The sequence below is a fragment of the Pseudomonadota bacterium genome, assembly GCA_016719885.1.
Classification (GTDB): domain Bacteria; phylum Pseudomonadota; class Gammaproteobacteria.
In genome coordinates, this window is record JADJYF010000022.1 from 60,886 (window position 1) to 67,587 (window position 6,702).

General features: G+C 63.5%; 6 protein-coding genes. 2 read left to right on the top strand and 4 right to left on the bottom strand.

Annotated elements, in window-relative coordinates; genetic code table 11:
- Positions 1–6 precede the first annotated feature (6 nt).
- Positions 7–1,152: a MaoC family dehydratase N-terminal domain-containing protein gene (locus IPM80_20440; protein ID MBK8960723.1), complete on the top strand. Its 1,146-nt coding sequence runs from the start codon at positions 7–9 to the stop codon at positions 1,150–1,152.
- Positions 1,153–1,411: 259 nt separating this feature from the next.
- Entirely contained in the window at positions 1,412–2,197 is a 786-nt protein-coding gene (locus tag IPM80_20445) for a hypothetical protein (protein ID MBK8960724.1), read from the top strand.
- Between the two features lie 182 nt (positions 2,198–2,379).
- Here IPM80_20445 and IPM80_20450 read toward each other — a convergent pair whose 3' ends face one another.
- The 4 genes from IPM80_20450 to IPM80_20465 form a co-directional block, all read right to left on the bottom strand.
- Positions 2,380–3,435: a DUF4325 domain-containing protein gene (locus IPM80_20450; protein ID MBK8960725.1), complete on the bottom strand. Its 1,056-nt coding sequence runs from the start codon at positions 3,433–3,435 to the stop codon at positions 2,380–2,382.
- Positions 3,436–3,536: 101 nt separating this feature from the next.
- On the bottom strand, positions 3,537–4,325 hold the full coding sequence (locus tag IPM80_20455) for an alpha/beta hydrolase (GenBank protein MBK8960726.1): 789 nt from the start codon (positions 4,323–4,325) through the stop codon (positions 3,537–3,539).
- Between the two features lie 158 nt (positions 4,326–4,483).
- A complete protein-coding gene (locus IPM80_20460) occupies positions 4,484–5,524 on the bottom strand; it encodes an LLM class flavin-dependent oxidoreductase (protein MBK8960727.1) in 1,041 nt (346 codons plus the stop codon).
- Between the two features lie 100 nt (positions 5,525–5,624).
- Entirely contained in the window at positions 5,625–6,548 is a 924-nt protein-coding gene (locus IPM80_20465; protein MBK8960728.1) for a 2OG-Fe(II) oxygenase, read from the bottom strand.
- Positions 6,549–6,702: the final 154 nt, after the last annotated feature.

Sequence of the window (6,702 nt, forward strand, 5' to 3'; positions counted from 1 at the left end):
TTTCCCATGAGTACAAAGCAGGCGCGCGAGGAATTTCCGCGCATCACCGACCAGGGCCTCGACGATCTCAAGCGCCGCATCAACGTACGCATCGCGCAGGAGCCGGAGCCGTGGTGCTTCGAGGCGACGCGCGACAACATCCGTCACTACGCGCACGGCATCGGCGATGACAACCCGCTGTGGTGTGACCCGGAGTACGCCCGCACCACTGCCCACGGCGGCATCATCGCCTGTCCGTCGTTCCTGTTCGCCTGTTCGCGCATCGCCTCCGGCTATGTCGGCGGCCTGCCGGGCATCCACGCGATGTGGGCCGGCGCCAACTGGACCTGGCACAAGCCGACGCGGCGCAACGACGCGGTCTCGACCGAATCGTATTTGAAAGATCTCGTGATCCACGAAACCCGTTTCGCCGGCCGTGCCGTGCAGCAGATTTACCATGTCGATTTCTTCAACCAGGACGGCGACAGGCTGGCCGAGGTCGACAGCTGGTGCTTCCGCACCGAGCGCGACACCGCGCGCGAGCAGGGCACCAAGTACACCGAGGTCAAGGCGCGCCCCGACAAGCGCTGGAGCGATGAGGAACTGGCCGAGGTCTATCGCACCTACGCGCGCGAGGAAGTGCGCGGTGCGACGAAGCGTTACTGGCAGGATGTCGAAGTCGGCGAGCGTCTGCCGACCCTCGCCAAGGGACCGATGACGGTGACCGGCTTCATCGCCTACGCGCAGGGCTGGGGCGGCCTCTACATCCGCGCCAACAAGCTGGCGTGGCGCATGATCCACGCCCACCCCGGGCTCGGTATCGCCAATCGCTTCAACATCCCCGATTGCCCCGAGCGCGTGCACTGGGAACCGGAGTTCGCGCTCAAGGTCGGCGCGCCGGGCGCCTACGACTACGGCCCCGAGCGCTGCTCGTGGCTGACCCATCACCTCACCAACTGGATGGGAGACGACGGCTTCCTGGTGGCATCAATGAGCAAGATCCGCCGTCACAATCCCGAAGGCGACGTCTTGATGTTCAACGGCGAGGTGACGCGCAAGTTCGTCGACGATGCCGGCCGCCACTGCGTCGAAATCGCCCAGCGCGCCGCCAACCAGGACGACGAGGATTCGATCCTGGGCACGGGGGTGGTGGCCCTGCCTGTGCGACCGTGACCGTGCCAGCGCTCCTTTGTGGGTCAGACTTCAGTCTGACATCGATCTGATTGCGAAAGCGTCCGGGAGCGCCATTCATCGACGGGGAATGTCAGGCTGAAGCCTGACCCACAGAGGTGCCACGATTGCGACCTGGATCGCAGTCGTGGCGAACGTTCCAACCCAAGCCGCGCACCCCGTCGCAAAATCGCCCGCCCGGCCCCAAAGTATTGGCGGGCGACGGCCGCTACACCCTGTGTTCCGTTCACAGGATGCCGCCATGGCCACGCCCGCCGCCAAGATTCCCTTGCAGACCCAGGCCACCGAGCCGACTTACGTGTTCGGCGCCGACATGAGCGGCGATTTCTCGCAAGGATCGGCGGCGGTGGCGGCACGCCTGTTCGGCGCCGACACCGATGTCGGCGTCGGTGCCAGCGGCAATGCCTACGCCATCCCTTATCGCAATAGCGACGGCGAGATGCTGAGTTTCGGCGCGCTCGGTCCGCACATCGCGAGCTTCCTTTCCTATGCCCGCGCCCATCCCGAAGAGAGCTTCATGGTGGCGCGTTTCGGCTGCGAGCCGGGCGCCAGCGACGATGCGACCATGGTGCGCCACTTCAGCCACTTGCCGCCCAATTGCCAGTTGCCGGGCGTGTGGATGCGCCACATCGATCCGAAGATGGGCGTGCGCCTGATGGTGTTCGATCCCTTCGCGCGTTTCAAAGATCCCTATTGGCAGGACAAGCTCAAACGTTACCTGTCCTTGAATGCCGCCACTTGCAACGGTGCGCGGGTGGAACTGGTGAGCGTGGGCGCGGCGCGCGCCATCGTCGCCAATGACATGGCGGCCAAGAGTCTCGGACTCAAGCACCGCGTGTTCGGCGCCAACGAGGGCTTGTTCGGCGCGGACGCGGCGTCCGCCGCCGAAATGAAGGCGATGTGGTACTCGACGCACTTCCTGTCGCTGTGCGATTTTCGCCAGACCGTGCAGCCGCAACAGTTCCGCGTCACCGCCGAAGCGATACGCGCGGGGCTGACGGTCGACCAGTTGGAAGTGGAAGCCTGACAGCGCGAGGTAATTCCAGGCCTCCGTAGGTGCGAATTCATTCGCACATTCCAATGTCAGACTGAAGTCTGACCCACAAAAAACTGCACTTCCGACCGTGGGTCAGACTTCAGTCTGACGCTCTACGCGCCGTTGAGCGGCGCCGGAGCGCGTAGCGCAGAGTCGTCCGCTCCAACGGCTGGTTAGGTCTCACGCCCCGTGCTCGCACTTCGAAGTGGAGCGCGAGTACGCAACCACATTCTTTCCACTTGTTCGGTCATGTTCTTCGGAATTAGCTCGATGGAGGGGTTCGCGTTCGCATAGACACGAAATAGCTCGTCGGCAAACGCCTGGCCAATTTCTTGGACTTCTGAGAAGTCGAGAATCACCGATCGAAACCGATCGAATCTAGCAATGAGCCGCTTTGCTTGGGATCTTGAGACTAGCTGCTCTTCTCCATATTTGGCCAATCTCATCGGAACGATTGTCTTGGAGAAGTCGTATTCGTCGGGGGCATGAGTGAACTGATCGTAGATTTCAGATACCGTCCGAGTGCTTCCCAACGAAATGTACATAAACACGGCGGTGCCGTTCTCAAAGAGATTCTTCTTTTCCTCTAACCAATCGTGCGTGCGAGCGCTATCGTGATTGAACTGAAGTCCGTTGGCTTCGATTTCAAATCCATCGAACATTTTCGACGTGAAGAAAACTCTCTCGCCACTATGCTTGGTTGGATCCGTCGTAAGCTTTCCTTTAGCCAGTTCAAACAATGCCTGTCTCATATCGGGCAATCCGAGGGCTTCGGTGATCTTCGCGAAAATCCCGACCCCGTCGTCAGAGATGATTATCGTTAGGGCCTCTTCGTCCTGCGAGACCCAAGCGAAGACTGATTTCCCACCAGAGTGGTCTATCGCATTGTTCACCATTTCTGTGAAGCCGTGACTTGCGATGCTTGCGAGATTCACTGGGAGGCTGAGGTATGGGCGGAAGTCGTTTTGCCACGCGATGTGCTCTTCCAAACCAGTGAGGGCATAGAGCCGTGATACTCGCCTTTTGTACCCTGGCGAAAAGACGGGATGGGTAGAAGGGCCGCTTCTGGCGATCCACCCCTCCGTTTCAAGCCGCTGAATGTACTTGTTCGCCGCTACCCGGGAGATTCCGAATCGCTCGGCGTAGTGGCGTGTTAGGTCTCGCGGATGCGCAGCGACGTCACGAGTGACCGTTTGGACTATATCGGTAAATTTGGAAGGCTTGGCCATGAGGCGATTGATAACTCACCTCGGTGGCTTTGTAAAGTTAAGTAGGCGGCTTTGTAAGCTTTGTCGGAGGTGTCCCGGCTCTGTGTGTTCCCCCGTGAGACCTAACGCGCCATGAACTCCACCACCGCGCGACACAAGGCGCTGTCCTTGTCCTCGAAACCGCCGATGGCGGTCAGGTGATTCTTGCCCGGCTGGGCGAACTCTTCGGCTTCATGTCCGCGGGCCCGCCACGCCGCCACGTAGTCGGCGGACTGGCGATGGAATTCACTCGATTCGTCACCGCCCAGCGTCACCAGCAGCGGTGGCGCGGCGTGGGTGGGAATATGGAACAGCGGGCTCTGGCGCTCGATGAGATCGGCGTCGAGCTGCAGCTTGGGCTGCAGCCATGAGTGACGGAAGGGGCGCAGGTCGAACAAGCCGCTGATCGGGATGCCGCCCTTGATGAGGTCGGCCGGCAAGCCGTAGTCGCCTGCCCAGTCGGTCGCGACCAGCATGCCCACCTGGTGGCCGCCGGCCGAATGGCCGGCCACGTACAGGCGTTGCGGGTCGCCGTTGTAACGCGCGATGTTGTTGGCTATCCAGGCCACCGCCGCGCGGCTCTGGCGCGTGATCTCGGCCAGCGTCACCTTCGGGCACAGCGAGTAGTTCGACACCACCACCGTCACGTCATGCGCGACCAGGCCGCGCGCCACCAGCGAGAATTCCTTGCTGGACAGGATGCGCCAATAGCCGCCATGCACGAACAGCAGCACCGGCGCATCGGCGCGGCGCGCCGGAAAGATATCCAGGGTTTCATCGCGCGTCGGGCCGAAGGGCACGTCCAGCACGCAGTCGAGATCGGCGCGCGCCTTGGCGCTGCCGCCGACGAACCATTCGACATAGGGGCGCATGTCGCCGACCGCCGCCTCGATGTTGTACTGCTGGTCTATCTCTTCCTGGCTGACGAAATCGCGGTAGAGCTTCACGACCGAACCTCGATGAACGATGAAGTGGAGAAGGTTGAGAGACCGTCGAAGCGATCGATTGATCGCTCCGACGGCGGCGGCGCTTACTTGCGGAAGGCCGGGATGACGTCCTTGGCGAACATCTCCATGCTGGAGCGGATGAGATGCGGCGCGAGGCCGGACATCGCCATGCCGCACACCAGGTGCGTGACGCGACCGCGCTTGACGTAGTCGGCGATCATGTCGCGCACGTCGGACGGCGTGCCGACCATGGCCGGTTCGCCGAACACGTCGAACTGCTGCTTCTTGATGATTTCATCAACGCTCGGAATGCCGATGATGGCGGCATCGTCGCCGGGCTTGTCGTTGGCTTCGGCAAACCACTTCGCGTAGCAGCTGGCGGTGTAGTGCAGCGACTGCGCGCAGGTTTCCCAGGCCTGGTCGCGGCTCTTGGCCACGTGCACCCAGCGCAGCTGCGCGGTCGAGTATTCCTGCGGATTGCGGCCGGCCGCGACCAGGCAGTTGTCGTAATGCTCGACCAGCGCCGGCGGACCGACCACCTGGAAGTGGAAGCCCATCTTGGCGGCGCGCTCGATGGCCTTGGGCGCGATGGCGCCGATCCAGATCGGCGGGTGGGGCTGCTGCAGGGCCGGCGGCACGATGCGGATCTTGTTCAAGTGGCTGAACTTGCCGTCGAAGGTCACTTCCTCGTCGGACAACAGGCGCTGGATGAGGGCGATGCCTTCATTCAGACGCGCGCCACGCTCGGTGTGCGAAATGCCCTGGTCGGCGAATTCCTGGCGGCGATAGCCCAAGCCCACGCCGAGATCGAAGCGGCCGTTGGACATCAGGTCGACCGTCGCGGTGTCCTCGGCGACGCGCACCGGGTTATGCAGCGGCAGCAGGATCAGGAAGGTGCCGATGCGGATGCGCGAGGTGCGGGTGGCGATGCCGGCGGCTATCGGCAGCAGCGACGGCGAATAACCGTCATCGACGAAATGGTGCTCGGTCAGCCACGCGTTGTCATAGCCCATGGCCTCGGAATCGACGATCAGGTCGAGGTGGCTGCGATACAAGTCCTGCCACGGCACGCGGTTGAAACTGGGATTGCGGAAAGGCCATAGCAGGCCGAAACGTAGGTTCATTGTGGACCTCCTTCTCGTTTTTTGCGGCGGCGGTTGCCCGCGACCGATGGGGAATTTCGAGCGCACGCCGCGCGGCGCGGCGGCCCCGCAGTGTGATTCATCAGGCCGCGCCCGCCAACCGCTTTTCGAGCTCGCGGGCGTCGTCGTGCCAAATGGGGTCGGTGCGCAGGTCAATCTGCGCGCCGCGCGCCAGCGCCTCGCGCCATGGCAGCGGGCTCGGCAGCAGGCACAGCGCCAGCACGTAGCGTGGGCCGCGGCTCGGCGTGATGCCGCTGTGCAGGACGCGCGCCGGCTGGAACAGCACCGCGTCGCCGGCCCGCGGATGGTGGTCGTAGGCACTGAGTTCGGCGCCGCTCATGCGCGCCAGTTCGGCGAGCGAATCGGTGCGCCGACGGCCGCGCGCGAACATGTAGCCGGTGCGCGCCACGCGCGCGCTGGCGGCCAGATCGAGATACGACGTGCCGCCGCCGTGCTCGCTGTAGTCGTTGAGATAGACCAGCAGTTTCAAATGCGCATGCGGGCCCTTGTCGCAATGCCAGCGGAACGACACCGAGGCCGGCTCGTGGCTCGGCGAGGTGCGCGACAAGGCGTACCAGTAGACCATGTACTCGCTGCCGAAGAAGGCCAGGCACTGGCGGTCGACAGCGTCGGTGAGCGACGCTTCCAGCAGGCGCCGCACCAGCGCCGGGTCGCCGAGGTCGTAGCCTTCGAGCTTGGCCGAATCGCGTTTCAGGCGCTCGACGTCCTGGTCGCGACTCACCGCCGCCAGGAGATCGGCGGCGGCCGCCGCGCTCATCACCGGCAGGGTCGTGAAGCCCTGCGTGACCACCGCCGCCTGTGCACGGTCTTCAGGCAGCGCGCGTGCCAGGCGCGCGCGACAATGATCCTGCCAGGCGGCGAAGCCGCGCACGCGATCGAATTCGTCGAACACCCGCGCGACGCGCTGCGGATCGAGATCGGGCTCGAACCAGCGCTTCAACTTGCGCAGCAGGATGCCGGGCCCATGGCGATTCAATGGAATCAAGGTTCGCCCTCCGTCACGCCCGCCTCAGGGCAGGCCGAACACCCATAACACACCGCCCTGCGGCACTTGGGTGTGGGTGCCGAAAGCCTTGTCGAGGAAATCCTGCTTGCGCTGCGCGTCGACGCCCCAGCCCGATTGCACGGCCACGTACTGC

Bases quoted from the DNA above. Each gene is read 5' to 3' on its own strand.
- IPM80_20455 (MBK8960726.1), bottom strand. From the start codon at position 4,325: ATGCGCCCCTATGTCGAATGGTTCGTCGGCGGCAGCGCCAAGGCGCGC.
- IPM80_20450 (MBK8960725.1), bottom strand. From the start codon at position 3,435: ATGGCCAAGCCTTCCAAATTTACCGATATAGTCCAAACGGTCACTCGT.
- IPM80_20440 (MBK8960723.1), top strand. From the start codon at position 7: ATGAGTACAAAGCAGGCGCGCGAGGAATTTCCGCGCATCACCGACCAG.
- IPM80_20460 (MBK8960727.1), bottom strand. From the start codon at position 5,524: ATGAACCTACGTTTCGGCCTGCTATGGCCTTTCCGCAATCCCAGTTTC.
- IPM80_20445 (MBK8960724.1), top strand. From the start codon at position 1,412: ATGGCCACGCCCGCCGCCAAGATTCCCTTGCAGACCCAGGCCACCGAG.